Here is a 26,242-nt window from a genome sequence, read left to right on the forward strand (position 1 = left end):
GGGTGAACCTATTGTCTTACATTTTTCCTTCCGGAAGGAAGTTTGACTTTACTGCGATTGGCCGCTTGTGCATCGATTTGAATGCGAATGAGATTAATCGGCCTATGGAAGAGACAATGACGTTTACCAAATACGTTGGCGGATCACCTGCTAACATTGCGATTGGCATGAGCCGTTTGGGCCATAAAACAGCATTTATCGGCAAGATTGCCGATGACCAGATGGGACGGTTTATCCAAGGGTACCTGGAGAAAGAAGATATTGATACCAGTAATGTCGTTACAGACAAGACGGGTGCGGTTACAGGACTTGCTTTTACCGAAATCAAGAGCCCGAGCGAATGCAGCATTCTGATGTATCGCGACAATGTAGCTGATCTGAAGCTAGGACCGCTTGAAGTGAATGAGGAACTGATTGCGAACAGTAAGGCCCTGCTTGTATCGGGTACAGCGCTCGCTGCCAGTCCTTCCCGGGAAGCTGTACTTCTGTCCTTGGATTATGCCCGCAAGCATGGCACCACAGTCATTCTAGATATTGATTATCGTCCGTATACTTGGAATTCTGCCGAAGAAACAGCGGTATATTACAACCTGGCGGCAGAGAAAAGTGACATTATTATTGGCACAAGAGAAGAATTCGACAGCATGGAACGGTTTGAGAATAATCACGAGCATAGCGACAGCTTCACAGCTTCCAAGTGGTTCAACTACTCCGCCAAACTCGTTATTATCAAACACGGTAAGGAAGGTTCCATCGCTTACACCGCAGAGGGATTGGAGCAACGGGCTAAATCCTATCCGGCGAAGGTTATCAAGACTTTTGGAGCGGGTGACTCTTATGCGGCTGGCTTCATTCACGGACTGATGTCCGGTCTAACTATTGAGAAAAGCATGGAATTTGGCAGCGCGGCCGCATGTATCGTCATTTCCAGCCATAGCTGTTCAGATGCCATGCCAACTGTAGCACAAGTTGAAGATTATATTGAACGCTGCAACCGCGGCGAAATCATAGCTGGCTAAGCAAAGCCGCTAAATCTACTATAAGCGAGGGACTACGATGACAACGAAGTTAAAGAACTGGATCGGCGGAGAATGGGTGGAGTCTTCCGCTGCACAATACGATGATGTGTACAACCCTGCTACGGAAGAAGTATTGGCGCAGGTGCCATTGTCTTCTAAGGGTGACGTAGATTCAGCGGTCCAAGCCGCCCGCAAGTCTTTTGAGAGCTGGAGCCGGACACCGGTTCCGCGCCGGGCACGCGTGCTTTTCAAATATCAGCAGCTGCTAGTGGATCACTGGGATGAGCTGGCTACCCTGATTACGAAGGAAAATGGTAAAAGCCTCGGCGAAGCGCGTGGCGAGGTGCTGCGCGGAATCGAATGCGTCGAGTTTGCTGCAGGTGCACCAAACCTGATGATGGGTAAACAATTGCCGGATATTGCGTCCAACATAGAATCGGGTATGTACCGTTATCCTATCGGCGTGATCGGCGGTATTACACCATTCAACTTCCCGATGATGGTACCTTGCTGGATGTTCCCACTGGCGATTGCCGTTGGTAACACCTTTGTGTTGAAGCCATCCGAGCGTACGCCGCTTCTGGCGAACCGTCTGGCTGAGCTGTTCCATGAAGCAGGTCTGCCTGCCGGCGTGCTGAACATCGTACACGGCGCACATGATGTCGTGAACGGCATTCTGGAGCATCCGGAGATCAAGGCGATATCCTTCGTTGGCTCACAACCCGTTGCGGAATACGTGTATACAACAGGTACGGCGCATGGCAAACGCGTGCAAGCATTGGCTGGCGCGAAGAACCACTCTATCGTTCTGCCTGACGCGGATCTGGATTTGACGGTTAAAGAAATCGTTAATGCCGCATTCGGTTCTGCTGGCGAACGCTGCATGGCTTGCGCGGTTGTAGTCGCTGTCGGTGATGTTGCTGATGAGCTTGTTGAGCGTCTGACTGCCGCTGCCGATCAGATTACCATCGGTAACGGATTGGAAGACGGTACGTTCCTCGGTCCTGTTATCCGTGGCGGACACAAGGAAAGAACCCTTGGCTACATCGAATCCGGGGAAGCTGAAGGCGGTCTGCTGGTTAGAGACGGACGCAAGGATGAAGCTGTTCAGAACTCCGGCTACTTCGTGGGCCCGACTATTTTTGACAAGGTGAGCAGCGAAATGAAGATTTGGAAAGATGAAATCTTCGCACCGGTTCTGTCCGTGATGCGTGCAGATACGCTGGAGGATGCAATCGCTATTGCCAATCGTTCAGAGTTCGCAAACGGGGCTTGCTTGTTCACCAGCAACGGCAGCAGCGTGCGCCAATTCCGCGAAACTATCGATGCAGGCATGCTCGGTGTCAATCTAGGCGTACCCGCTCCAATGGCTTTCTTCCCGTTCTCGGGCTGGAAGAAATCGTTCTACGGTGATTTGCATGCCAATGGAACAGATGGCGTGGAATTCTTTACCCGCAAAAAGATGGTTACCGCTCGCTGGTAATATACAATAGCAGCCTTACAACAACGAAATAGCAGATCCCCGGCTTAGGGCCGGGGAATAATGGAGTGGACTGAATCCATATAGAAGAGAAACCGGAATCGAATTTACACCCCACTACAGAAAGGCTGACGACTATGAAGAAACTGAAATTCGGTATTATCGGCGCTGGCAGAATCGGAAAAATCCATGCCGACAACCTGATCAGACATCCAGAGGCAGAGATTCTAGCTGTGAGCGACTTGTTCGCAGGTCCGGAACTTGAAGAATGGGCGGCCTCCAGAGGCATTGCCATCGTCACTAAAGACAGTGAAGAGATCCTGAACCACCCAGAGATTGATGCTGTATTTATCTGCTCTTCCACAGATACGCATGTCCCTTTGATCAAGAAGGCAGCAGAGCAGGGTAAACATATTTTCTGTGAAAAGCCACTCAGTATGGATATCCGTCAGACGGAAGAAGCTATCGAAGCCGTATCTAAGGCAGGCGTACAATTGCAAGTTGGCTTCAACCGCCGGTTCGACCACAACTTCAAGCGGGTACGTGAGCATGTACAGAACGGTGCCATTGGCGACACCCAACTGATCAAGATTACCTCCCGGGATCCTGGGCCGCCACCAGAAGCATACATTAAGGTCTCTGGGGGCATCTTCATGGATATGATGATCCATGACTTTGATATGGCGCGTTTCCTCTCGGGCAGTGAAGTTGAAGAAGTATACACACAAGGTAGCGTACTGATTGATCCTGTGTTCGGCCTATATGGCGATGTGGATACCGCGATTGTGACCCTCCGTTTCGCGAACGGTGCGCTTGGCGTCATCGATTGCAGCCGCAAGGCGGCTTACGGTTATGATCAACGTGTGGAGGTGTTCGGATCGAAGGGTTCTGTGACAGCTGCCAATGATTTCCCGAATACAGCTGTTTTGAGTACAGAAGACGGCATCCAAAGCGACAAGCCGCTGCACTTCTTCCTGGAACGTTATAATGCAGCATATGTAGATGAAACTCAGCAATTTATTGATACCCTCCTACTGGGCAAGGCAGTTTCGGTCAACGGAAATGACGGCTGGCAGGCGGAAAGAATTGCCCGGGCAGCGAAGCTATCTTTGCAAGAGAACCGTCCGGTAAAACTCTCGGAATTACAATAAGGAAAGGTAGTGAAAAGCGTGAGCAAGCTGATTGTAAGTCCGGATTCACAACGTTCAGGAAATCATCCCGCTCTATCGGTAACACCGGAGTCCGCTGGCTGGACCTATGTAGGCTTTGAGGTCTATCGACTGAGTCCGGGCGAGACGTTAAGCCAGTCTACAGACGGGAACGAAGTATGTCTGGTGCTTCTGAGTGGTAGAGCAGACATCGCGACTGCCAATGCTTCCTGGCTTAATATCGGACAGAGAATGAGCGTGTTCGAGCAAATTCCTCCTTATTCTGTTTATGTCCCGAACGACAACCGTTTCAAGGTGACAGCTGTTACTGAACTGGAGCTTGCGGTATGCAAGGCCCCAGGCCACGGAAACCATGACGCACGTCTGATCGCTCCTAGTGATGTAGGCGTTGAGGTTAGAGGAGAAGGAACTACGCAGCGGTTCATCCATAATATTTTACCGGAGCAGGAACCGGCAGACAGTCTGCTGGTGGTCGAGGTATTCACACCGCAGGGCCATTGGTCGAGTTATCCTCCACACAAGCATGACCGGGATGACCTACCCAACGAGTCACTGCTGGAAGAGACGTATTACTTCCATGTGAAGCCTGAACAAGGCTTTGCCGTTCAGCGCGTGTATACGGATGACCGTTCTCTCGACGAGACGTTGGCTGTCAAAGATAGCGAAGCCGTGCTTGTACCGAAAGGGTATCACCCTGTCTCGGCGCCTCCTGGCTATGATGTATACTACCTGAACGTGATGGCTGGACCAACCCGGATCTGGAAATTCCACAATGATCCAGATCACGAATGGCTTGCACAACCTCGCACCACTGCTCCAACGGAGAGTGAATGAGTGTTGCAAAAAGAGTATATTCATCGGATAATAACGGGATAGGGGTTTGACCGTAGACAAGCTATCCCTTAACAATCCGATAATAATGAGGCTATGCCATGAAAGCAACGACGATATATGATGTTGCGAAGGAAGCGGGCGTATCGATTGCCACCGTCTCCAACGCAATTAATGGTAAAGGGAAAGTAAGCAAGAAAAGGCGTGAAGAAATTCTGCAGGTGATGGAGCGACTGAATTATCAGCCCAGTGTCATTGCGTCTGCTTTGATGGGGAAGAAGACCTACACGATAGGTCTTCTGATTCCAGACGTCTCCAACCCCTTTTTCTCTGAGATTGCTAGAACGGTAGAGGATCTGGCGCATTCCGGAGGTTACAGTGTCATCGTTTGTAGTACCGACAACAGGGATGAGCGTGTGGAGAAATACATCCGGCTGCTGGAGCAAAAGAACGTTGACGGAATCCTGATCGGAACCGGCTTGGAGAATGCAGAGATTCTGGCGCTGCTCGCAGAGAAATCCTTTCCGATCGTCATGATTGCGCGTGAGGCGGCAGGTATTTCGGTGCACAGTGTCCTAACGGACGACTTCAGAGGTGGCGAGCTTGCTGCCCGGTATTTGCTGGGTAAGGGCCATAAGCGAGTGGCGGTTCTTTCGGAGAATTTCAAGGTCAGCAGCAGCTTTGAGCGGGTTAGAGGTTTCCGGTTTGGATTATTCGAAGCGGGAATTTCACTGAACCCGGAGGAGATTCTGTCCTGTGAGTCGAATATTAAAGACGGCAAACGGGCAGCCGCTGCGATTATTCGCGGATCGGAACGTCCCACGGCATTGTTCTGCTGCAACGATTTGCTTGCTATCGGCGCACTGCAGGCCGCTAAGGAAGCGGGCATATCCGTACCGGAACAGCTCTCGATCATCGGCTTTGACGATACCATACTGTCCACCGTGACGAATCCGACGCTGACAACCATTGCCCAGCCCATGGATCAAATGGTGAAGCTGGCGTTCGATCTGTTGATCGGCAGTCTGGATAATGCGGATGAAATCAAGCAGAGAATTGTCATGCAGCCAGAACTGGTCATTCGGGAGTCCACAGGCAGTCCGCCAATCGAATGAAGAGGATGGTCATAAAGAATATGGACGACAAGAAGTTAATTATCTTTTTTGACAGCGGCGATACTATTGTTGATGAATCGACTGAGATTCGGGACGAAGAGGGCATCGTTCTCAGTGCGGATCTGATTCCTGGAGCAGATATCACGATTCAAACGCTGCACGAGAGAGGCTACACGCTGGCCTTGGTAGCCGATGGTGACGCACAATCTTTCAAGAACGTATTCAAGCAGCATGGACTTCACGATTATTTCAGCGCAATGATCATTTCTGAGAATATTAAAGCGATCAAACCTAGCCCTCGGATGTTCAAGGCCGCAATCGGTGCGCTTGACTTGTCTGAGCAAGATTTCTCCCGGACCGTCATGATCGGCAACAACCTGAGCCGTGATATGAAGGGAGCCAACGCACTTGGCATCACCAGCATCTTTCAGAGCTGGACGCCGCGTTATCCTCACGAGCCGGCGGATGAATCCGAACGGCCGACACACACCGTCAGTGAACCGCTGCAATTGCTTGAGCTCATTGAACGGCTGAATGCTGAACTGCAATAATAAGGCAGATTGCCTGTTGTATAGATTGTGCTCGAAAATATCAATGGGGGATAGGGACACCTGTCCCACGTTGAAAATTTCAAGTTCAATCTATGCATGCCCTTTGTCCGAAGGATGGGTTACTAACCATTCTTCGGACAAAGGGCTGTTTTTTTATATTTTTATATAGAACGCATTTAAAACACAATGTGATCTTGAAAATGACACTGGCGCCTAAATAACGACTTTCTTGGCTTAAGGGTACATAATAGAAATGAACTCTTCTGAATGCTTAGTTCACAAGGATTTCACTCCATCAAGTGACAAATGTGCCGAAAAGCTCAAATTCACTCGATAGGGCATTGCAATAACGGGAATAACTCCTGTTATTCTGATTAAATTCTCTTCCTTCCTAAATATAACTGGAAAATATCCCGTTAATTACCTCAAATCTAGATCATTGAAGGAAAAAATAGATATTTAACTGGAGGAATTCCCTTTATTTATCGTAAATAAGGTGGAAAGAAACAATTAACGGTATATTTTCCTGTTATCAAACTCTTCCTAAGCTCGAATGTGGGCTCAGACGGATATTCCGGTGAAGTGGGGACTGCGGCCGCTGTTGCCCCCTATTTCTTCTAGGTGGAAGGTTTGGAATTATAGGAGCGTAGCCCTTGCCTGAAAGATTTTTTTCGCACCGCGTGCGCTTCCCGGCACGGGGTGCTTGGCCCAAGGCGGTGGTCAAACCTCTGCAGGAAGCCTACGCAGGAAGCCACCGCAGCAATCCCCGGAGTAAAGCTCATCACGCTGGATGTGTGAGCTGTCGCCAGTCTTCGACCGCTATAAGCGGTTTAATCGAAGGAATCTGGGGACAACCAGCGAGCGGAAGTGCAAACATTCACCGTAGTGACAACTGAGCCTTTAAGTGCGGATCTAAAGTTCGTCTTACTTAGCGATAAAAGTGGCGGTTCTTGAACAGGATTGTACAATAGCTGTATCGAACTATCTTTTTCATGAGAGAATGACAAAAGAAAGACAGCAATACGGAATTGAGGTAGATGCTTACATGGAAGAACAACAACAGAAGTCGGATCGGAAACCGCTGTTATATTTGCAAACTGCTGATCTAGTGCTGGAGGAAATTCGCAAGCGCAAGCTGCAGCCGCATGATCCGGTGCCGTCTGAGGCAGAGCTGGCCAAGCTGTATTCTGTCAGCCGCATGACAGCAAAACTGGCGCTACAGATTCTGGAGAAACAGGGAATTGTATACCGACTGGCGCGCCGGGGTACTTTTATGTCAGGTGACTATTCGGGACCCGACAGGGAGATTGCAGCGGATCAAGCAGATGGGGGCAAGACGCCGGTCAAGCGGAGGATCGCTCTTGTGTTTCCGAACGTGGATGATTATGTGGCCAGAATTATAGCATCCGTTGAGCGGGAAGCCCGCCAATCCGGTTGTCACCTGCTTATTCGCATGACTACCGATAAAGAGGATGAGAGCAGCAGCCTGCAGGAGTTATATGATGACGGAGTGGACGGAATTATTCTATACCCTCGAGGTAGAACACATTGCAGTGAGAAGGTACTGGAGCTTAATTTACTAAACTACCCGCTGGTGATCATCGACCGGATTTTTCGCGAGGTTAACATTGATTGTGTCTATCATGACCACCATCAAGGTGCCTATAATTTGACGGAATATTTGATACAGAGGGGGCATCGGGAAATCGGTTATCTCTCTATGCCATTTGATGGAGTGACAAGCCGGGAAGACCGTTATAAAGGATATATGCAGGCCATGCTGGATTATGAGCTACCTGTGAATGGGCGTAATATTAACCTGAACTGCGCAGAGGATTACATGTTGAACCTGAACGGCTCCAATCAGGAACTGGCTGATTTTATGCAAAATAATCCTGACATGACGGCGGTCCTCTGTGCGGATGATTATCTGGCGACTTCTTGCTTGAACACAGCTCTTTCAATCGACAAGGCGGTTCCTGATGATCTGTCCATCATCGGGTTTTCTGATATCCAGCTTGCCAGTTTGTTGCCGGTCCCGTTGACTACAGCCAGACAAACCACGCAGCAGTTGGGTCAGGCAGCAGTCAATCTTCTCTGCAAACGTATGGAGAATTCCAAGGAAGGGGCGGTATCGATTAAGGTAAACACGACCATTATCGAACGAAGCTCTGTGCGTGATCTCCATCTTTGAATGTAATAGGGGTTTTTAGCTAACAAGCCTATGCTATCACATGTTTGTGATCGTATAGGCTTCTTTGTATGTCAGTGACACATAGATTTGTTTTTCTTGAGATTGGAAAATAAATCTTATCAGTGTTATCTTTATCCCTAAAATATGCAATAATATTGTAAAATATAGTCTAATAATGGAATATATCCTCGAAAAAATTTACATAGCAAAATTGATTTTGTTATTGTATATGTCACTGACATAGATTACCCTGAGGGTATAGTTATCTTTAATCATGAAAGGAGGACCTTTTAGGAAGCGTTATCATACATCCTGAGATCAGACCTACAGAAGCCTGAAGAAATGAATGTTAGCAGAAAATGAAATCATCATTCGAAGAGGAGCCCGAATATGACAATCAAATCTTTGCTTGCAACATCGTTCTTGGCAGTATCTCTTATCTTACCGGTAGCACAGCCCGCACTGGCGGAAGAAGCTCAATCAGCACTGGCGGAAGAAAATCAGTCAGTACTAGCGGCAGATAATAATGCGGTAACAGTGTATAGGGATGGCGACTTTAGCGGCATCTCCCAGCAGTTTGGGATTGGCCTTTACAATGTAAACGAGCTAAATGTCGTCGGCAACGATAAAATTTCTTCAGTCAAGGTAGCATCGGGTTATCGCTTGACCTTGTATCGGGACAAGGATTTCTCCGGTGACACCAAGCAGCTAACCGGCGATGCAAGCTGGCTGGATGACTTCAACGATGCTACTTCCAGCCTCAAGGTTGAGAAGATTGGCGGTCCGAACAAGCCGGTTATTGCCTACTCCAATTCTCCTTATGGCGGATTCGAGCAGCAGTTTGATATTGGCAATTACAATGTGGATGATCTGAAGGCTGGCGTGGGAAATGACGCTATTTCTGCAATTCGTATAGCACCGGGTTATAAGGTTACACTATTCAAAGATTATAACTACTCTGGTACCTCCAAGGTTCTGACCGCAGATGCGATCTATGTAGGCAGTGACATCAATGATTCGGTATCCAGCTTGAAGGTGGAGGCCATTTCACCACAGGATTCCACAACCAGAGCGGTGCCAGGCAATGCTTACAGTGATACGGCCAAACGTGAGCTTTTACAAACCTTTGCGCCAAGGATCTGGTTCGCCCAAGGAGAGACGTATTTCCCAGCTTCTGTAGAGTTTACATTGCCGCACTTGGACCGTTATATAAATCCTAGCTCCGGACTGTATGAATTCAAAACTAAAACGGAACTCAACCCATACACACTGAAGCTCCCTCATTTCTCAGGCGATTTGGCCACTGCTCCAATCTATGCCTTCTGGGTAGAGAAAGAGTATAACAATGTCGATCTGGTATACTTCCAGTACAGCGCCTATGATCTTGGTAAGACCGTATTCGGTACAGAAGTAGGCGATCACGTTGGGGATTGGGAACGTGTAACAGTAAGATTGGCTAAATTCGCGGACCAAGGCACGAATTTTATTAAACCGGTTCAAGTTTATTATGGTGCCCATTCTTTCGGCACAACATACAACTGGAATGAAGTAGATAAAGTGAATAACACCCATCCGGTAGCCTATTCCGCTTTTGGCTCCCACGGAATGTGGAAAGATCCAGGCAATCATGTGTATAAAGAGTTGGTCGTTACACAACTGATTGATGTGGCGAACCAAGGAACCGCATGGGATACATGGAACAATATTCAGGCATTCCAGTACTACCCGAACTCTTTGACAGGCAATGGCCTCGGCAATGCGTGGCCGTCCTGGCTGGACAGAGATTATAGCAATCCGAACAGTCTCTCGGTGTACAAATTTGGTAATCCTGCGCAAGGCTCCTTCTTTGGACAGCCGCTCCTGGCTGGCGGACCTACCGGCCCGCAAGAAAAAGGCGCGCTTACGAACGATGTAGTTCTCGACTAATTTATTTAAAACGGAGGCATACAACCATGACTAGCAGAAAAAAAGTACACGTTGTTTTTAAGACCCACCTCGATATCGGTTTTACCCATCTGGCAGCAAATGTAGTAAAGCAGTACATGGAGGAGTATATTCCAAAAGCAATCGCGCTAGCTGCGGAGCTTGAAGCCAAAGGTGGTAAAGAGCGTTTCGTATGGACCACAGGCTCCTGGTTGATTCGCTATTACTTGGATCATGCGTCTGACGAAGGCAAGAAAGCTATGGATGAGGCGATCCGCAAAGGTCACATCGTCTGGCACGGCTTACCATTCACAACGCATACCGAGCTAATGGACCCGGCCTTATTCCGCTACGGTCTGTCGATCAGTCAAGAGCTGGATGCTCAATTTGGCAAAAAGACAATTGCTTCGAAAATGACAGACGTACCAGGCCACACCCTGTCGATGGTGCCATACATGAGCGAAGCAGGCATTCGCTATATGCACCTTGGCGTGAATCCGGCCTCTATGCGTCCAGATGTGCCAAAGCTGTTCAGATGGCAAGCGGCAGACGGCAGCGAAATTATTGTTAACTATGCTGGAACTTACGGTGAAGCCGTAGAATTGGACGATCTTGACGATATCCTGCTGTTCGCGCATACAGGTGACAATTGCGGGCCGCCAAGTGCAGAAGAGATTCGTGAGCAGTTTGAGCATATTCAAGAGCGTTACCCGGATGCAGAGATTATTGCTTCTTCGCTGGACGCTTTTGCTGAACAATTGCTTACAGTTAGCGACCAACTGCCTGTAGTACGTGAAGAGCTTGGAGATACCTGGATTCACGGCGGAGCTACTGATCCGCTGAAGGTTGCTAAGCTTCGTGAGCTGCAGCGTTTGAGAGACAAGTGGCTGGCCGAGGGCCGGATTGATATCGCAAGCGCTGAATATAAAGGTTTCAGTGACGCCTTGCTGCTTGTTGTAGAGCATACGTGGGGTCTTGATGTGAAGAAATGGCTACCGGATTTCCGCAACTACGCGAAGCCAGACTTTAATAAGGCGCGGAAAGTTGACGATATCGACGTGAATGATATCCCGGCCAAATTCCAATACATCGGTGCATTCGCCATGGACGAGTTCGACAAGCATTCCAGCGGATTATTCGCTTCCGAGACCAGCCGCCGCACGTACTCGATGATCGAGAGTTCTTGGGCGGAGCAGCGTGGATATCTGGACACAGCTGTCGCTGCATTGAGCGAAGATAAACAAGCCGAAGCACGGGCAGCTTTTGAACAATTGAAGCCAGTGAAGAATGAGTTGTCCGGGTCGTCTGCATTTGTCAGCCATTCGGCCTACAACAGCGGCGGTTATGAGGTTGCCTTCAATGAGAACGGCGCTCTGATCCAGTTGATCGACAGCAACGGCAAGAACTGGGTGGATACCCAGCATCCGTTTGGTGAATACATCTACGAAACTTTCGGTACAGATGATTACAACAGATATTTCCGTACGTACATGCAGAACCTGCCTTTAACACATCCGTGGGCAGATGCCGACTTCAGCAAGCCGGGTTTTGAATTCGTGCGTCCGCTGCCAAGTCATGGCATATACAAGCCGATTGTCCGGGAGTTGCAAAAGACAAGTGGTGCGAACGGAGATCAATACTTGCTTCGTCTGTCCATGCCTAAGGAAGCTCATGAAGTATACGGAGCACCGAAGGAACTGGAGCTGATCTACACCTTTGCCGGAGACGGTGGAGTGGACGTTAGTCTGCAGTGGTTCGGAAAAGATGCCAATCGCCTGCCGGAAGCCAGCTGGTTCAGCTGCGGCCTGAAGGTGGATAACCCGAATCTGTGGATGATGGATAAGCTCGGTGGTCCAATCTCACCTCTGAATGTCGTGAAGGATGGCAACCGTAATCTGCATGCCATAGATCGTGGTGTTTTCTATGAAGGGGCAGACGGCCGAGCTTCGATTGCAGCACTGGATTCTGCACTGGTCGCACCTGGTCAGAGAAGACTACTGCAGTTCGACAATACCTTTGTTTCGCTGGCAGGTGGATGGCACTTCAATCTCCACAACAACAAATGGGGAACAAACTTCCCGATGTGGTACGGAGATGACGCGAAGTTCCGCTTCCGTCTAAACACACATTCCAATCTCAAATAAAAGGAAATAAGCAGGGGTTTTACCGAAATTTGATGATCAGCTAATAATCCTAGTACATTTAAGTCCTATAATAGGACAAGTAAGAGGGATTAGCGGGTTGCAAATAAGGTAAAGCCCTCTTTTATTCATCTCAAGTAGAAACGGCTTTGCTGTCCTCTAAGGGAACGGTATCCGTTTCAGCGAGAAATATAAGGATGATTTATCGTGTAAAACATATATCCTTATATTTTAAAATAATATTGAACATTCTGTTAATTGTGTATTGATTAAGCGCTTAATTCCATGTATTATACAAATAAAGCGTTTTCATTTTGGTATTAACGATATTTAAACCGGTTTAATATGGGGTTAGGTTACAGGCCCATTATTTTTTTAAAGCTCTTATTAAACCGGTTTAATATTGATTTTACATAGCACTCTATATTTATGTTAAATCGGTTTAATTCCACTTGGGAGGTGGGAGACAACTAGAGCAAGTTCCGCTAGACAAATCGTAAATCTAAACACGGAGGGGTTAACTTGAAAAGGGGAAGCAAATTGTTAATTGGCCTTATCCTTATGACTACGGCCTTGGGAGGATGTTCGTTCTCTTCTTCTAACAACGTAGCTGATAAGGTTAAGGAATCGCCGGATGTGAAAGAAACGATCGTCAAAGAGACTAATAACACTAAAGAGTCGCCGAATCTGGCTAAGCTGGTGTCTGAAGGAAAGCTGCCTAAGCTGGAAGAGCGTCTTCCGGCTGCCAAGGACATTATGATTGAGAATGTCGTTGATGAAATCGGAGAGTATGGCGGCGACTGGAAAATGCCTTGGAATGGTGTTGCTGACAAGTGGTCAGTTGGCCAACCGACTGAAGAAGCGCTATTCCGCTTCAATAAGGAAGGCAATAAGGTTGAACCCAACGTAGCCAAAGGCTATGAAGTTAACGCGGATTCTACAGTGTTCACCATTCATTTGCGGGAAGGCATGAAATGGTCTGACGGTGTTCCTTTCACAGCCGATGATGTCCTCTTCTATTGGGAGCACATGCTAACTAAAGAGACTTTCGGTAAAAAGATTTACGATGCTTATTATTCCGTCGATCCGGCAACCGGCGACAGAGCGCTGGCAGAAGTCAAGAAGGTGGATGATTACACCTTTACAGTGACTCACAAGTATCCAAGCGTACTCTTCCTGGAACGTGTAGCTATCGACAACAAGTGGTTCTTTGCTCCGGCACACTTCCATAAGACAATCCTGCCTGAATTTGTAGGCGATGCGAAGACACTGGAGATCACCAAGGAATGGGGCTATGAAGATCCGAAAACCTTCCTTATGGAGACCGGATATACGGACTGGCTGCACTACCAAATCCCGACACTTCGTGCTTGGGTACCAACGAATGATCCTAACGGTGACCAATTCGTGATGGAACGCAACCCTTACTATTGGAAAACAGATTCAGAAGGCAAACAGCTGCCTTACATTGACCGGATTGTAGCAACCAAGATTCAAGATCCGAGCCAAAAGGTGCTAGGTACACTTTCTGGTGATTATAACTTGACCATTTTTGATTCCAAGGACTTCACAGTTCTGAAGGAAAATGAGAAAAAAGCCGACTTCCGCATCATTCCATGGACACAGCCATCTTGGTCCAGTGCGGGTATTCAATTGAACCAGACGACAGAAGATCCGAACCTGCGCAAGCTGTTCCAGGATATCAAATTCCGCGAAGCGCTTTCGATCGGGGTTGACCGGAACGAAGTCTCTGAGATCGTAACCAACGGACTTGGCGAGCCGATTCAGGCTTCTGTTCCGAAAGGGATTATGGGGTATCAGGAAGGCTGGGATAAACAGTGGGCTGAATATGATCCAGAACGCGCGAACAAGATCCTCGATGAACTGGGTCTGACCAAGCGGGATAAGAATAATTTCCGTACCAATGCTGACGGTTCGGAGCTGACGCTGACCATTGTCGAAGGTACGACTGACAATGCGCCATTTCTGGAGCTGCTCAAGAAGTACTATGAAGAAATGGGTCTTAGAACGAATGTGAAAATCGTAGATGGAACTACCCAATTCGACATGAAGTACGCTAACCAGATTCCAATGCATACCGAGAATATCTCTGTCGCTAACGTAGCCTTCCGTCCGGATACTCTCGTTCCGCTTCGTGTCATGACGCCATGGCTGGGTCATTACGGGCTCTACACACAATCCGGCGGTAAAGAAGGCGTTAAACCGGAAGGTGATGTAGCGAAAATCCTAGAGTACTGGGATAAAGTGAAATCAAGCAAAACACTTGAGGATATCAACAATTACAGCAATGAAATCGTGAAGCTGCATCAGAAGAACCAATGGGTGATCGGCTATGCAGGACCAACGCCAGTGCTGATTGTTGCGAGCAATAAAATTCACAACATTCCTACTGACGCCATCTGGTCTGACGAATATCGTTCCTTGGGCCAAGGACATCCAGTGCAATTCTTTATCAAGCAATAAGCTTTGAAGCGTTCTGGTGGCAATAGCGGGGGATCACATCCCCGCTATTGTTTCCTTTTGAAATATAAGGATTTATAGGTTTTACGCTATAAATCATTCTTATATTTCTCACTGAAACGGATACCGTCCCTTAGAGGACGGCAAAGCCGTTTCTACTTGTATCATTAAGTGTTGTAGAGGAGAGGATTGCAAAGTGCTTCAATACATTATCAGACGAATTCTGCTGGCGATACCTGTGGTGGTCTTAATCTCCTTCATCGTCTTCTATATCATTCAATTGCCGCCTGGAGATTATGTCTCCTCTTACGCGGCCAAAATGTCCGCTTCCGGCGATATTATGAGTCAGGCGGAAATGAATCAGATGCGGGCAAATCTGGGCCTGGATCGGCCGATCTATGAGCAGTATTTTATGTGGATGAAAAAAATCATTCTGCATGGCGATTTCGGATTTTCGTTTAACTATAACAAGCCGGTTATGGCCGTCATTCAGCAATATATGGGTCTGACGCTGGTCGTCTCCCTGGTTACTATGGCCTTTCATTATATCGTTGCGATTCCCATCGGGATTTACACAGCAGTCAAGCAGTATTCCGTAGGAGATTATGTCTTCTCGGGCTTGAGCTTTATCGGGATGGCTACCCCGAACTTCCTGCTGGCGATTATTCTGATGTTCCTGTCCTATAAATGGTTCGGCAACCCGTTACTCGGCTTATTCTCGCCTGAATACGTAAATGCGCCGTGGTCGATGGACAAAGTTAAAGACTTAATGCAGCATATGGTCATCCCTGTTATCGTCATCGGACTTTCGGGTACCGCAGATCTGGTCCGGATCATGCGGGGACAGATGCTTGACGAGTTGAATAAACCGAATGTGGTCACTGCCCGCGCTAAGGGCTTGTCAGAGATGCAAATCTTGTTCAAGTATCCGACACGTGCAGCCTTGAATCCGATTGTGAGCACCTTTGGCTGGTCTTTATCCTCGATCTTTACGGGCGCGACCATAACAGCAATTGTATTGAACCTGCCGATTCAAGGTCCGGTCATGCATAACGCCCTACTGGGACAGGATATGTATCTTGCCGGAACCTTCCTATTAATTATGGCCCTACTGACTGTACTCGGAACCCTGATTTCCGATATTCTGCTGGCTTGGCTTGATCCAAAAATCCGTACAGAGTTCAGGGGATCTTAATCATGAGAACACTACCGTTATTCAAAGGTCAAAAACCGGCAGCCCAGGTCACCGCGGCACCCAAAGACACGGTTTACAGCTCGCAATGGCGGCTGATTTACCAGAAATTTAAGAAGCATAAACTGGCTCGGATCAGTATGTATATTCTGGGTTTGCTATACCTCGTAGCTTTGTTTGCACAATTCATCGCGCCATATGATCTGCAAAGCTATGACAGTAAATACGTCAATGCTCCGCCTATGGGTCTCCGGTTTGTCGACGCGGAAGGCAAGTTTCACATCAAACCGTTTGTTTATGAGCTGAAAACGGAGCGCGACCCGGAAACTTTACGTAAAATATTTGTTCATGATACAGAGAAAAAATACTCCTTCAAGTTCTTCGTGAAAGGACAGGAATATAAACTTTTGGGCCTGATTCCGATGTCGACCCATTTGTTCGCAGTAGAAGAGCCGGGGCGAATCTTCCTGCTTGGTACGGATGGCATGGGTCGTGATCTGTTTTCCCGGATTGTGCTTGGGAGTCAAATCTCGCTCAGTATTCCTTTAGTCGGCGTAGGCATCAGTTTTATTCTGGGATTAATTATCGGTGGGATTTCCGGTTATTTTGGGGGCTGGCTTGATTCCCTGATTCAACGTGTAATCGAAATTATTCGTTCCTTCCCTACGTTGCCGCTGTGGATGGCTTTGTCTGCTGCGATTCCGCCGCGTATTCCGGTGGTGACCATGTATTTGTACATCGTTATCATCTTTGCGTTCATTGGATGGACTGATCTGGCACGTGTCGTTAGAGGCAAGTTCATCTCGCTCAAGAATGAAGATTATGTGGTAGCGGCGAGAATTGCTGGCGTAGGTAATACGAAAATTATTGTAAAGCATATGCTGCCTGGCTTTATGAGCTATCTAGTCGTAGCGACGACATTGGCAATCCCCAGCATGATTTTGGGGGAGACAGCCATGAGTTTCCTCGGACTCGGTGTCCGTTCGCCGGCGACCAGTTGGGGTGTACTGTTGCAGGAGGCCCAAAAGATCGAGAATGTGGCCCTGTATCCATGGAAGCTGCTTCCGCTGGGTGCAGTCATTCTGACCGTATTGACCTATAACTTCATTGGTGACGGCTTGCGCGACGCGGCTGACCCGTACAAAAAATAATGTCACAAATACTAGGCAAGCGAGGGGATAGCATGGCAACTCAAGCGGCTCATAAAGAGCAACCTTTACTGTCCGTTCAGGATTTAAAGATCAAGATCCAAATGGAAAGTGGCATCATGAATGCCGTGGATGGGGTAGACTTCAATATTTACAAAGGCAAAACGCTGGGCCTTGTCGGTGAATCAGGCTGCGGTAAAAGCTTAACCAGCCGTTCTATCATCAGCATTAATCCGAAGGAATGTGAAACGAGTGGAACGATCACTTACAATTCGGAATCGGAGTCGGCGCTGAAGGATCTAAATCTTTTATCTCTTAAGCCTACTGGTAAACAGATCCGCTCTATCCGTGGCCGGAAAATCTCGATGATCTTCCAGGAGCCAATGACGGCCTTCTCGCCAATGTATACGATCGGGAATCAGATTATGGAAGCGATTCGAACGCACCAGACGAAGGATAAGAAGGAAGCCAAGAAAATCGCGCTGGAGATGCTCAGCAAAGTCGGCATTTCCGATCAGGCGAAACGGTTTGACCAATACCCGCACGAATTCTCGGGAGGGATGCGCCAGCGGGCGATGATCTCTATGGCATTGTCCTGCAACCCGGAGATTCTGATTGCTGACGAGCCGACGACAGCGCTCGATGTGACGATTCAGGCGCAAGTGCTGGAGCTCATGAAAAGTCTGCAGGCGGAGTTCGGCATGGCGATTCTGCTGGTTACGCATGATCTGGGGATTATCGCCGAGATGTGCGATGAGGTCGCGGTGATGTACCTTGGGAAAATCGTGGAACAGGCACCGGTGAAAGAAATTTTCAATAATCCGAAGCACCCTTACACTAAAGGCTTGCTCCGATCTATGCCGAGACTAGGCGGGAACAAGAGTAAACGATTGGATTCCATTGAAGGCTCCGTTCCAATGCCAATTAACATGCCGCCGATGTGTGGATTTTATGACCGCTGCAAGGACCGGATCGAAGGTGTATGTAATGCGCAATCAGCACCCAAAATCACAATTTCCGACGAGCACATGGTTAGATGTTTCCTGTACGCGGACCAGAGAGAAGGAGAAGCACAATGACCAAACCTATTCTTGAAGTCCTCAAGCTGAACAAGAGCTTTCAAGTCAAATCCGACAAGACGTTGTTCAAAAAGCCAAAGCCTGTTCATATCCTGAATGATATTTCATTTGAATTACTTGAAGGGGAGACGCTCAGTATTGTCGGAGAATCCGGCTGTGGGAAAACGACGCTCGGACGCTGTATCGTCAGGGGTGTGAGTGCCTCGTCGGGCAGTGTTGTCTATCATGCAGAGGACAAAAAGGCCGTTGATTATCTTAAGCTTGACCGTAAAGGAATCAAGGCTTACCGTAAAGATATTCAGATGATTTTTCAGGACCCATATTCCTCACTCAGTCCGCGGATGAACGTGTTTGATATTATTGCCGAGCCGCTGATTGCCAATTTTAAGCTGAGCAAGGATGAGGTGGAAGCCAAGGTCACGGAGATTGCCGAGAAGACCGGACTGAATGTAGGTTATTTAAAAAGATACCCCCATGCCTTCTCCGGGGGACAACGGCAGCGGATTGCTATCGCACGCGCGCTGATTACACAGCCTAGGCTGATTGTCTGTGATGAGGCCGTATCTGCGCTCGATGTCTCGATTCAAGCCCAGATTATCAATCTGCTCAAAGATCTGCAGGAGCAATTCAAGATCACTTATATTTTCATTTCACATGATCTTTCGATCGTACAGAACATTTCTGACCGGGTAGCCGTAATGCATCTGGGCAGAATCGTGGAGCTGGCGTCAACGGAATCACTATTCGGACATCCTCAGCATCCCTATACGGAGGCTCTAATGTCAGCTGTACCACAGCCGAATCCCGAATTCAAGAAGGAGCGGATCATTCTGGAGGGAGAAGTGCCGAATCCAGCCAATCCGCCAAGCGGCTGCCATTTTCACCCCCGCTGTGCTTACAAGACAGAGAAATGTATCCAGGAAGTGCCTGAGCTTCGTGAAGTAGGTTATAATCATTTTGCTGCATGTCATTATGCAGAGAAGCTTCAGCTTCGCGGTGTTCCCATAGAGTCTGACGAGTTGCAATTGAACTAGTGTTGAAGAGAGGGTATTCCTAAAATGGCGAAGATTGACGATGTGGCCCGCCTGGCGGGTGTATCCAAAGGAACGGTATCCAACGTATTCAGTCAGAAGAGACCGACGAGCAAGAAGGTAACGGAGAAAGTGCTTCAGGTCTCGAAAGAACTGAATTACGTGCCGAATCATATAGCAAGAAGCCTGGTCACCAAGAAAACAATGGCGATCGGGCTTATGATTCCGCACCGTAAATTCTTTTTTAGCATGTTCCATAACCAATTTATCAACGGAGTGTTGTTGGAAGCCTCCAATTACGGATACCGTGTGCTGCTGGATATGATTCCGACGGGTGAGGTCAAAACGCCTTCACTAGCCAGTTACCCTATCGATGGGGCGATTGTGCTCGGCCCAACGGAAGAGGATGACCGGATAAATCTCCTGCACCAAAATGAAATTCCGTTCGTTACCGTGGGCAGAATCATCAACGAGGGAATCCAGGATGTATCTACCGTCAACAACGACAACAAGGGAATCATTCGATATATTTGTGAGCATCTGATCGGTTTGGGTCACCATAATATTATGTTCCTGAATGCTGGGGATCGAATGACCGTGGGGATTGAGCGGATGGAGGAATTTGTACGGGTTTTGGAGGAACACGGAATAACTGTACAGCCGGAGATGATCTATAGCAAGCCGGATATTCACTCTGACGAGTATATAAAATATGGGTACGATGAGACGATGCGTACGTTGAAGAATCATCCTGAGCGCGTTACAGCAATCATCGCCGATGATGACCGTTCGGCACTCAGTGCGCTAAACGCGATCAACGAAGCCGGCCTCTCTGTACCGGAGGATATTTCTTTATTCGTGATCTGCGGCGATTTATCCATGATGCATCAGGTAAGGCCCGCTTTGACAGGAATGGATCTGCAACCCTCTGAACTTGGGGTACAGTCGGTAAGACTGCTTATGCATAAGCTGGGTGTGCTGGAGGGGGAATATGACAATCATTGGACCGTCCCTAGCAAATTTATTGAGAGAGACTCTTGCGCTCCAGTCGATAAGACGTAACCGGGCGTTCCAGGTTAGCGAGGTAACAAATGACAACGATTACATCGATTGGCTATGCCGTACCTTTTGAATATTATATTCGGATTCTAATTAGTGCCGTTCTGGGGCTGCTGATCGGGTTCGACCGGACCCACAAGAACAAGCCGGCAGGTGTGAAGACGTACACATTCGTCACGGTTGCTTCTGCCTTAATCACAATCGTATCTATTGAAAGTGTCGAAGTATACGGTCAGCTGCATAACCGGACGATGATGGACCCCATGCGTCTGGCGGCACAGATTGTCTCCGGTCTCGGTTTTCTCGGTGCAGGACTGATCATGAAGGCTGGTTTTGAAGTGAAAGGCTTGACGTCCGCTGCGATGATCTTGTTCGCAGGCGGGGTTGGCATTGGAACTGGGGCAGGCTTCTTCGGGATTGTAACATTTTCAATAGTAGTGGCCTTCTTCTTCATCCGTGTAGGCGGGTGGATTGAGAAATGGGAGCACAAGAAGCTGGAATCCAAAGAGGAAAAGAAGGATTTAAGCGCATAGCTGTACCACTATTCGCGGATAAAATCCGGAGAGCTTATGCTTTCGGTGCGAGCTTTCCGAAGGAAAGCTTTTAGGCGGTCGCTATCTCACCTTCAGTTCCAAACTTTCCCTCTATTCCGTTCCCTTTATTTTTCAGTTCAATCTATACAGCCTATTGGTGTAAAAAAACGAGCTGCGCTCATAATGAGGCAGCTCGTTTGCAATCCCAATTCGAAGTCTGGAACCAATTCGATTATTCCCAGCCCTCGATGCGGGCTAACTCTCTGCGTACAATGGGCGCGACCTTGGTGCCTAGCAACTCAATCGCGTGCAAGAGCTCTTCATGTGGCAGCGTGCCCGCGCTCAAATGCAGGAAGAAACGGGTAATGCCAAGGTTCTTGCGCAGCAGAATGATCTTCTCTGCGACATACTCCGGGTCGCCCAAATACAGGGCGCCGCGCAAGCTGCGGGCGGCATCGAAGGTCGACCGGCTATAAGGCTGGCTCCAGCCACGCTCACGCCCAATGACATTCATTTGGGCCTGTATCGGCGGGTAGAGCAGCTCGGCAGCTTGTTCGGTCGTATCGCTGACAAAGCCGTGCGAATGAGTGGCAATTTGCAGCTTTGCAGGATCATGGCCGGCCTGTGCTGCTGCCTGTTTGTACAGCCGGACGAGTGGCGCGAACTGCTCTGGCATGCCGCCGATGATCGCGAAGGCGATCGGCAAGCCCAGTACGCCTGCGCGAATGGCGGACTCCGCGTTGCCACCAGTACCGATCCAGACCGGTAGCGGGTCCTGAACCGAGCGTGGGTAGACACCGAGGTTGTGAATGGCCGGGCGGTGTCCGCCGCGCCAGTTGACCTTCTCGGATGCTCGGATAGCCAGCAGCAGCTCCAGACTCTCTTCGAACAGCTCGTTATAGTCATCCAGGCTGTAGCCAAAGAGCGGGAAGGACTCTGTGAACGATCCGCGTCCAGCCATAATCTCTGCCCGGCCGTTCGAGAGGCCGTCTAGCGAAGAGAAGGCCTGATAGACGCGGACCGGATCGGCCGAGGATAACACGGTCACGGCGCTGGTCAGCCGAATACGTTTCGTTACAGAGGCTGCTGCCGCAAGCACAATCTCTGGAGCGGTGCCCGCATAATCCGCCCGGTGATGCTCGCCGATACCGTATACATCCAGGCCGACCTGATCGGCCAGGACAATCTCCTCTACAGCGTTGCGCATCCGCTGCGCATGACTCATAATTTCACCCGTTTTCAAATCGGGAGTTGTTTCCAGAAAAGTACTAATTCCTATTTCAATGCGGTTTGCTGTTTCAGCCACTGCAATCGCCTCCTTATTTATAATTTTATATTACTATACTTTTTAATGTTTCTCAACTTTAGTAAGTAAGTTTTATTTTGGTGAATTGGGATGTTTGTATTTATTTACCTGATAATTTTGGTACAATTAAACCCGAAGCCAAGCAATAGAAGACCGGAATTGCTCACAATATAACTGGAGGTTATGTGTATGGCAGTCAAAACCAATGAGCAGAGGGTACTCGAATTTCAAGCGTTTCTTCCTTTCGTGGAATCTTTGAAAGAAGCCCCTGAAGCACACTGGAATACACCGATCGGTGAAGGGAAATGGACAGTGAAAGATATTATTTGTCATATTATGCTGTGGGACAAGTACTTTTACGAAGAAGCTATTGAGAAGATCAAGCTGGGCCAGCCCTTGACATCAAGACATCTGGACTTTAATGAATTTAATGCCAATGCCGTTGAGCACGCGAAAACGTTATCTGCGCTGCAGGTGGCAGAAGATTGTATTTTGCAACGAACCCGCATTTTAGATACAATTACCGGATTAACCGAAGAGGAATACATACAGGAATACAAAGACGGAGACCGCAAGAAGTTCAGCATCCGTAAGCATTTGCGGGGGTTCCTCCCGCATGACAAACATCACCGAAACCAGATCGAGACCTTCTTTAAAGGTCTGAAATAATGGGAGTACCACTAACGTAATCAGATAGATGATAAACAGGCCGGGGCATGATTTCTATGTTTCGGCCTATTTGTGTTCAAGTTCGATAAGATGAGCAGACATATATCACTGTAAAAGGATGGAATTCCAATTACAATGTAAGCGTTATCTTAATGTTTAATACAATTTATATCAAAGGAGAACGGCTATGCATTTAAAGAAAATCCCCTTTAACTTGCTCGTATTTTTAGGGCTTAGCCTCCAATACAGTCTTCTGCATGTGCTTCCGTCCGGCCCTACACCCACCATTACTACCCTGGAACTTGTCATCTATATTGCCTACACTATCATCGGTCTTGCAGGGTTCTTCTACAAGAGCCGTAAAGTGCGGACTGAAGACATCTCCGGCATGGCAGCGTTCTTCTTCGGCGTGCTATGGACTGTGGCGATCACCTCACATTTCCGCAAAGAGAGCTATACCGAAGTACTGACTCTGGTGCATTCTCTCGGTATTTTCACAGCGGGGCTGATCCTGCTTACCGAGTTGATCATCCTGTTCAGAGCTTGAGTGCTGGCAATGGTATCGGTCAGCGACATGAATAACAAAAAACGGCTCTGCCGCAACTCTGCGACAGGCCGTTTTCACTTGAATTGTTTTTTCCAAAAGAAAGAAACTACCCTTGGAATTCTCCGTTGTCATAGTTAAACTGCCATTGAATGCCGAATTTATCGGTGAGGTTGCCATAACACTTGCTCCAGAACGTTTCCTGCAGTTCCATGCCTACCGTGCCGCCATCCTCCAGCTTACCGAAAAGGGACTTGATCTCCTCGATATTCTTGCTGCTGTAGGACAGGCTGATATTGTTGCCTTGGATGAACGACATTCCTGGGAACGTATCCGAGAACATGACGTTACTGCCATTGATGCTCAGTCTTGCGTGCATGACCAGATTTTTCGCCTCCTCCGGAAGAGGGAAGTTCGGATCTGGTGGTGTATCGCCAAAGGTCATAATTTGCGGTTGTCCCGTTTCAAAAGTCTTCGCATAAAACTCTACAGCATCACGGCAATTTCCCTCAAAATTAAGATAAACGTCAATGGCCAAGTTCTTCACTCCTCAGATTGAAATGGATCGCTCATATTGTATCATTTCAATTCTTGATAATCAAAACTTGTCCTACATAAAATGTAAGGAAGTTTGGTGTAGCTTAAAGATTAAGTGTTGTTAACTTTCTATTCACAAACCTCTGATAATCTCTAAACATGTTGGAGCGGCTGATCGCCCAATGTATAACGGATCATATGGAGGATAATCATGTTCACAACCCTGAAAAAGAGAATTGTTGCTTGTCTGATCATTTTGGCTGTCCTGGGCAGTGGAGTTCTATCTAGTCTGGCATTTCCGCGGACATCGGTCTCGGCAGAAGCCAGGCAAGCTAAGCCATTGGTTCATCAGATTGAAGCCCCTGCCAATCTGGATGATACCGCGAGTCTGACTACGTTTGTGGACGGAATCATGGAAGAGGACATGAACCGGCTACATATCCCGGGCGCGGTTATTTCGATCGTAAAAGACGGCCAGATTATTTTGGCGAAAGGTTATGGCAGTTCCAATCTGGAGAAAGCTGCACCGGTTGATCCCAAGACCAGCATGTTCCGGATCGCCTCAACGACTAAGCTGTTCACTTGGACGGCCGTCATGCAACTGGTGGAGGAAGGTAAGATTGATCTGGACACCGATGTGAATACTTATCTGAAAAGCTTTAAGGTGCCGGATACCTATCCCGAGCCGATAACGATGCGTCATTTGATGACACACACAGCGGGGTTTGAGGAGGGGGGAGTAGGGTATCAGATCACGACAGACCCTGCTAAACTGCCGGGTTCAATCTCTGAGACACTCGAAAAACATAGATTGGCACGGGTGCGGCCACCTGGTTTAATGAGTTCCTACTCTAACTATGGCGCCACATTGGCAGGTCTGATCGTGGAAGAAGTAAGCGGCATCCCTTATGATGATTACATTAAGAAATATATCTTCGATCCACTGGATATGAAATATGCGACGGTACAGGAACCGTTACCGGAAGCGTTCAAGCCTTACGCAGTTGTGGGATACAACAGTGATAACGGCAGCTTTACTCCCGGTACGCCAACATTTGAAGCTGGCTTCCGTCCGGCTGGTTCCGGTACAGTTTCAGCGGTGGATATGGCACATTTCATGATTGCTCATTTGCAGAATGGGCGATATGGGGACAAGCAAATCCTGAGTGCCAACACTGCAAGGCTGATGCATGCAACAGCGTTCCAATTCGATAAACGTATGCCAGGCACAGGTCTTGGCTTTGCCCAGAGGAAGGTCAACGGTCTGACCCTCGTTACCCATGGCGGTTCCGATCCGATGTTTAATACAGAATTATACCTGGTCCCTGCTAAAAATATGGGTATATTCCTCTCCTATAATGGAGGTTCGGGAAGTGAGTCGGCAGCAGGCCTACTTCAGGCCTTTTTCAACAAATATTATCCTGCTCCCCTCCTAGAGGCACCGGTAGAGTCTTCTAGTACTACTGAATCGGTTCAAAAGTATGCAGGTTCCTATGAATTTACACGCCGTAATTTCAGTGATATCGATAAATTTTTCAATTTCTTTGTAAAGCTCAATGTCACTGTATCCGATAATAAATTGTCCCTGGGCAGCGGCAGTGAACAAGAACTTTACACGCCTATTGGCGAGAGTTTGTTCCAGCGTGTAGGAGGCACCGAACAAATTGCCTTCCGCACCGATGATTCTGGAAAGGTCACACACATGATCTTAGGAATTGCTCCGGATATGCCGCTGGAGCGTACGCCACTAATGGATCAGACAGGATTCTGGTTCATCTTACTCGGGATTTCAGCATTTATTTTCATCACAGCAGTACTAGGATTTCTCTTTGGCAGACGCAGGATCAAGGCGATGTCGGCTCCAGAGAAGTGGGCGTTCCGATTGTCGGCGGCGACTTCAGGCTGGGGGGTACTCTCCTTCGTTACGATATTCCTGGTGGTGATGTCAGCGGATCTTATGACGAAGCTTAGCGGCATCAGTACCACGCTTTATCTCAGTTTGGCTATGCCGATCCTGTTTGTGGGTCTGACGCTGGCTTTATTCGTAGGGAGTGTATTAGTCTGGAAGAACAGGTACTGGACAACTTTCGGGCGTGTTCACTATACGCTTGTGACACTTTCAGCAGTGACGCTGGTTGTGTTCTTCTACCATTGGAACCTGCTGGGCTGGCAGTTCGGTTAAGGCCATTTCTTACCAGACATAAAACATTTATAATGGAAGCTTGAGAGAGGAGGGATGG

General features: G+C 48.2%; 22 protein-coding genes. 20 read left to right on the forward strand and 2 right to left on the reverse strand.

Translation table 11 applies throughout. The features are described from left to right. Positions 1-11 precede the first annotated feature (11 nt). The 17 genes from iolC (at position 12) to ACFVRY_RS05810 (ending at position 20,946) form a co-directional block, all read left to right on the forward strand. On the forward strand, positions 12-1,019 hold the full coding sequence (iolC, locus tag ACFVRY_RS05730; protein ID WP_066362782.1) for a 5-dehydro-2-deoxygluconokinase: 1,008 nt from the start codon (positions 12-14) through the stop codon (positions 1,017-1,019). A 37-nt stretch (positions 1,020-1,056) separates the two neighbouring features. Next, positions 1,057-2,502, forward strand: coding sequence for a CoA-acylating methylmalonate-semialdehyde dehydrogenase (locus ACFVRY_RS05735; protein WP_387498210.1), 1,446 nt, complete (start codon positions 1,057-1,059; stop codon positions 2,500-2,502). Positions 2,503-2,636: 134 nt separating this feature from the next. Then, complete coding sequence (gene iolG, locus ACFVRY_RS05740) at positions 2,637-3,650, forward strand: inositol 2-dehydrogenase (protein ID WP_387498212.1); 1,014 nt, start codon at positions 2,637-2,639, stop codon at positions 3,648-3,650. Between the two features lie 18 nt (positions 3,651-3,668). Then, entirely contained in the window at positions 3,669-4,502 is an 834-nt protein-coding gene (gene iolB / locus ACFVRY_RS05745) for a 5-deoxy-glucuronate isomerase (protein WP_387498214.1), read from the forward strand. A gap of 98 nt (positions 4,503-4,600) precedes the next feature. Then, the gene (locus tag ACFVRY_RS05750) at positions 4,601-5,614 is read left to right on the forward strand and encodes a LacI family DNA-binding transcriptional regulator (protein WP_387498216.1); all 1,014 of its coding nucleotides are present in this window, start codon (positions 4,601-4,603) and stop codon (positions 5,612-5,614) included. Positions 5,615-5,634: 20 nt separating this feature from the next. Further along, the gene (locus tag ACFVRY_RS05755) at positions 5,635-6,165 is read left to right on the forward strand and encodes an HAD family hydrolase (RefSeq protein ID WP_387498218.1); all 531 of its coding nucleotides are present in this window, start codon (positions 5,635-5,637) and stop codon (positions 6,163-6,165) included. A 653-nt stretch (positions 6,166-6,818) separates the two neighbouring features. Beyond that, positions 6,819-7,061, forward strand: coding sequence for a hypothetical protein (locus tag ACFVRY_RS05760; RefSeq protein WP_387498220.1), 243 nt, complete (start codon positions 6,819-6,821; stop codon positions 7,059-7,061). Between the two features lie 104 nt (positions 7,062-7,165). Continuing rightward, on the forward strand, positions 7,166-8,359 hold the full coding sequence (locus tag ACFVRY_RS05765) for a GntR family transcriptional regulator (RefSeq protein ID WP_387498222.1): 1,194 nt from the start codon (positions 7,166-7,168) through the stop codon (positions 8,357-8,359). Between the two features lie 390 nt (positions 8,360-8,749). Continuing rightward, positions 8,750-10,285 (forward strand): Vps62-related protein, encoded by a 1,536-nt coding sequence (locus ACFVRY_RS05770; protein WP_387498224.1) that lies wholly within the window; start codon positions 8,750-8,752, stop codon positions 10,283-10,285. A gap of 26 nt (positions 10,286-10,311) precedes the next feature. Beyond that, a complete protein-coding gene (locus tag ACFVRY_RS05775; RefSeq protein WP_387498225.1) occupies positions 10,312-12,426 on the forward strand; it encodes a DUF5054 domain-containing protein in 2,115 nt (704 codons plus the stop codon). A 558-nt stretch (positions 12,427-12,984) separates the two neighbouring features. Then, complete coding sequence (locus tag ACFVRY_RS05780; RefSeq protein ID WP_387498227.1) at positions 12,985-14,907, forward strand: ABC transporter substrate-binding protein; 1,923 nt, start codon at positions 12,985-12,987, stop codon at positions 14,905-14,907. 193 nt (positions 14,908-15,100) lie between these two features. Further along, positions 15,101-16,099, forward strand: a complete 999-nt coding sequence (locus tag ACFVRY_RS05785) for an ABC transporter permease (RefSeq protein ID WP_387498229.1) — start codon at positions 15,101-15,103, stop codon at positions 16,097-16,099. Between the two features lie 2 nt (positions 16,100-16,101). Then, positions 16,102-17,247, forward strand: coding sequence for an ABC transporter permease (locus ACFVRY_RS05790; protein WP_387498231.1), 1,146 nt, complete (start codon positions 16,102-16,104; stop codon positions 17,245-17,247). Between the two features lie 32 nt (positions 17,248-17,279). After that, on the forward strand, positions 17,280-18,323 hold the full coding sequence (locus tag ACFVRY_RS05795) for an ABC transporter ATP-binding protein (RefSeq protein ID WP_387498233.1): 1,044 nt from the start codon (positions 17,280-17,282) through the stop codon (positions 18,321-18,323). Continuing rightward, complete coding sequence (locus tag ACFVRY_RS05800; RefSeq protein ID WP_387498235.1) at positions 18,320-19,357, forward strand: ABC transporter ATP-binding protein; 1,038 nt, start codon at positions 18,320-18,322, stop codon at positions 19,355-19,357. Before ACFVRY_RS05795 ends, ACFVRY_RS05800 begins: the two co-directional genes overlap by 4 nt. Positions 19,358-19,381: 24 nt before the next feature. Continuing rightward, complete coding sequence (locus ACFVRY_RS05805) at positions 19,382-20,416, forward strand: LacI family DNA-binding transcriptional regulator (RefSeq protein ID WP_387498237.1); 1,035 nt, start codon at positions 19,382-19,384, stop codon at positions 20,414-20,416. Between the two features lie 29 nt (positions 20,417-20,445). After that, entirely contained in the window at positions 20,446-20,946 is a 501-nt protein-coding gene (locus ACFVRY_RS05810) for an MgtC/SapB family protein (protein WP_387498239.1), read from the forward strand. A 232-nt stretch (positions 20,947-21,178) separates the two neighbouring features. On the opposite strand, the gene ACFVRY_RS05815 is transcribed toward ACFVRY_RS05810, so the two are convergent. Then, positions 21,179-22,252, reverse strand: coding sequence for an LLM class flavin-dependent oxidoreductase (locus ACFVRY_RS05815; RefSeq protein ID WP_387498241.1), 1,074 nt, complete (start codon positions 22,250-22,252; stop codon positions 21,179-21,181). Between the two features lie 189 nt (positions 22,253-22,441). Here ACFVRY_RS05815 and ACFVRY_RS05820 point away from each other — a divergent pair, with 189 nt between their 5' ends. After that, a complete protein-coding gene (locus tag ACFVRY_RS05820; protein WP_387498243.1) occupies positions 22,442-22,921 on the forward strand; it encodes a DinB family protein in 480 nt (159 codons plus the stop codon). Positions 22,922-23,108: 187 nt separating this feature from the next. After that, positions 23,109-23,468, forward strand: coding sequence for a hypothetical protein (locus tag ACFVRY_RS05825; RefSeq protein WP_387498245.1), 360 nt, complete (start codon positions 23,109-23,111; stop codon positions 23,466-23,468). Between the two features lie 106 nt (positions 23,469-23,574). Here ACFVRY_RS05825 and ACFVRY_RS05830 read toward each other — a convergent pair whose 3' ends face one another. Continuing rightward, the gene (locus ACFVRY_RS05830; protein WP_379464570.1) at positions 23,575-24,003 is read right to left on the reverse strand and encodes a VOC family protein; all 429 of its coding nucleotides are present in this window, start codon (positions 24,001-24,003) and stop codon (positions 23,575-23,577) included. A 210-nt stretch (positions 24,004-24,213) separates the two neighbouring features. Here ACFVRY_RS05830 and ACFVRY_RS05835 point away from each other — a divergent pair, with 210 nt between their 5' ends. Continuing rightward, positions 24,214-26,184, forward strand: coding sequence for a serine hydrolase (locus ACFVRY_RS05835; protein ID WP_387498248.1), 1,971 nt, complete (start codon positions 24,214-24,216; stop codon positions 26,182-26,184). The last annotated feature ends 58 nt before the right edge of the window (positions 26,185-26,242 follow it).

The sequence above is a fragment of the Paenibacillus sp. NPDC057934 genome (assembly GCF_042887565.1).
GTDB lineage: Bacteria > Bacillota > Bacilli > Paenibacillales > Paenibacillaceae > Paenibacillus_AQ.